Genomic DNA, 2,478 nt, shown 5'->3' with positions numbered 1-2,478 from the left:
TTCGGGTCCCCTGCGCTTCTCGCCCGAGCGGGGCCGCGCGCTGAACTCGCTTCGCTCGGACAGCAGCGCGCTCGCCGAGCGGCTGGCGCCGCTCGGCGTCCCCGCTCGGGCTGCGATGCTCGGCGCGCTCGAAAGGACGCCGCAGGGCCCCGCCGGCCCCCGGCTAGCGGGCAGCGGCGCCGCCGCCGAGGCGCTGCGCCAGGGCCTGCGCCACCTCGGGGTGGACGAAGCGCGAGACGTCGCCGCCGAGGGCGGCCACCTCGCGCACCAGGCTCGAGGAGATGAAGGCGTACTGCTCGGAGGGGGTCAGGAAGAGCGTCTCGGCGTCGGCGCGGAGCTGGCGGTTCATGCTGGCGAGCTGGAACTCGTGCTCGAAGTCGGAGACCGCGCGCAGGCCCCGGAGGATGACGTGCGCCCGGCGGTGCGCGACGAACTCGACGAGCAGGGTCGAGAAGGCCTCCACCGTCACGTTCTCGGCCCCGTCGAGGGCGGTGCGGGCCAGCTCGAGGCGCTCCTCGAGGGCGAAGGCCGGCGTCTTGGACGGGCTCGGGTTGGCGGCGACGCCGACGATCAGCCGATCGAACAGGCGGGCGCCGCGCTGGATCAGGTCGGTGTGGCCGTGGGTGATGGGGTCGAAGGTCCCCGGGTAGACGGCGATCACGCCCATCGGCTGTGGCTCCTCAGGCTTGCGGGCCCCCCGGTGGCGGGCACTCGTCACTCGCAGCGGATCAGCGTGAGCTCGCTGCGCCCGGCGCGGCCGCGGCGGATCGGCTCCCAGCCGGGCGGCAGCTCGGGCGCCCCGGCGCCGATCTCGTTCTCAATATAGATGTGCGCTGCAGCACCGAGCCATCCTCGCAGCGCGAGCTCGCGGCAGCAAGCCTCCAGGAGCCCGCGCTCGGCGTAGGGCGGGTCGAGGAAGGCGAGATCGAAGGGGGCGCCGGGGCCGCGGCGCAGGAAGGCCCGGGCGTCGGCCGGCTCGACCCGGGCCCGGTCCGCGGCGCCGAGCCCGGTGAGCGTCTCGCGCAGGGCGGCGGCGACGCGGCGCTGGCGCTCGACGAGCACGGCCTCGGCGGCGCCCCGGGAGAGCGCCTCGAGGCCGAGGGCGCCGGTGCCGGCGAAGAGGTCCAGGCAGCGGGCGCCGGGGAGCAGGGGGGCGAGCCAGTTGAAGAGGGTCTCCCGGGCCCGGTCGCTGCTCGGGCGCACGCCGGCGGCCGGCACCGCGATCCGGCGCCCGCCCCACTGGCCGCCGACGATCCGCACCCGGGCGCTGCGCCGGCTCACTGCGCCGCGGCCTCCGTGCCCTCGCTCGGCTGCTCGGCGTCCGGGCCGACGACCACGGTGGCCATGCGCTGCGGGTCGAGGCGCGCCGCGAGGGCCTGGCGGACGTCGGCGGGCTCGACCGCCTCCATGCGCGGGGTGTAGCGCGCCAGGTGGCTCGTGGGCAGGTCGTAGAAGGCCATGCTCGCCAGCTCGCGGCTGAGCGCCGCGTTGCTCGCCAGCGCCAGGGGGAAGGCGCCGGTGAGCTGGCGGACGGCCTTGCGCACCCCTTGCCCGTCGAGCCCCTCGGCGTCGAGGCGCTCGATCTCGCCGCGGAGCACGCGGCGGGCCTCGGGGGCGCGCTCGGCCTTGACCTGCGAGTACACCAGCCACGGCCCCTGCGCGCGCAGGACGTGGAGCCGGCTGCCGGTGGCGTAGGAGAGGCCCCGCTCCTCGCGCATGGTCCGGAAGAGCCGCGAGACCATGCCGGCGCCGCCGAGGGCCTGGTCGGCCACGCGCAGCGGGTACTCGAGGGCCACCTCGCCGCGGGCGATGGCCGGCTGCCCCATGTAGAGGGCCGTCTGCGCCGCCGGGAAGTCGATGCGCACCTCGCGGCGCGCCGGGCGCTCCGGCGCCGGCGGGAGGGCCGCGGCGGGCTCGCCGGGCGCCAGCGCCCCGGTGAGCCGCTCGGCGAGGGCGCGGGCGCGCTCGGGCTCGATATCGCCGACGACGGCGACGCTGGCGTTGGCGGCGACGTAGTAGCGCTCGTAGAAGGCGGCGACCCGCTCCGGGCCGAGCTCGGCGACGGCCGCCTCGGTGCCGAGCGGCGGCGAGGCGTAGGGGTGCTCGCCGTACATCGCCCGGAAGAGGGCGCGCTCGGCGATCGCCGCGGCGGACTGGCGCTCGGCGCGGATCTCCTGGAGCTGGCCCTCGCGCTCGCGGCGGACCGCCTCGCCGGCGAAGGCGGGGGCCTCGAGGACGCGCTCGAGCAGGGCCACGGCCTCGTCGAGGGTCGCCGGCCGCGCGAGGCTGCGCAGATGCACGCGGGCGTAGTCGCGCCCGACGGCCGTGGACAGCCGCGCCCCGGTATCCTCGAGCCGCCGGGCGAGCTCGCCGGCGCTGAGCCCGGCGGTGCCCTCGTCGAGGGTGCGCGCGACCAGCTCGGCGAGGCCGGGGTGCTCGCCGTCGCGGGCGCTGCCGGCGTCGAGGACGAGCTGGATG

Annotated in this window: 3 protein-coding genes; all 3 read right to left on the bottom strand. The window is 77.6% G+C overall.

Features of this window, described 5'->3' with window-relative positions; all coding sequences use genetic code 11:
* Positions 1-163: 163 nt before the first annotated feature.
* Complete coding sequence (coaD, locus tag CKO13_RS11630) at positions 164-667, bottom strand: pantetheine-phosphate adenylyltransferase (RefSeq protein WP_200261212.1); 504 nt, start codon at positions 665-667, stop codon at positions 164-166.
* A gap of 47 nt (positions 668-714) precedes the next feature.
* The gene (rsmD, locus tag CKO13_RS11625) at positions 715-1,281 is read right to left on the bottom strand and encodes a 16S rRNA (guanine(966)-N(2))-methyltransferase RsmD (RefSeq protein ID WP_200261210.1); all 567 of its coding nucleotides are present in this window, start codon (positions 1,279-1,281) and stop codon (positions 715-717) included.
* Positions 1,278-2,478, bottom strand: a 1,201-nt coding sequence (locus CKO13_RS11620; RefSeq protein ID WP_200261208.1) for a M16 family metallopeptidase, incomplete at its 5' end; no start/stop codon positions are given. The genes CKO13_RS11620 and rsmD, both read right to left, overlap by 4 nt.

Origin of the sequence: Halorhodospira neutriphila (genome assembly GCF_016584055.1) — a bacterium.
GTDB lineage: Bacteria > Pseudomonadota > Gammaproteobacteria > Nitrococcales > Halorhodospiraceae > Halorhodospira > Halorhodospira neutriphila.
This window is presented reverse-complemented; position numbering and strand designations above follow the sequence as displayed.

What these genes read in the sequence shown, in the direction of transcription:
- coaD (WP_200261212.1), bottom strand. Translation starts at nt 667, where the DNA reads ATGGGCGTGATCGCCGTCTACCCGGGGACCTTCGACCCCATCACCCAC.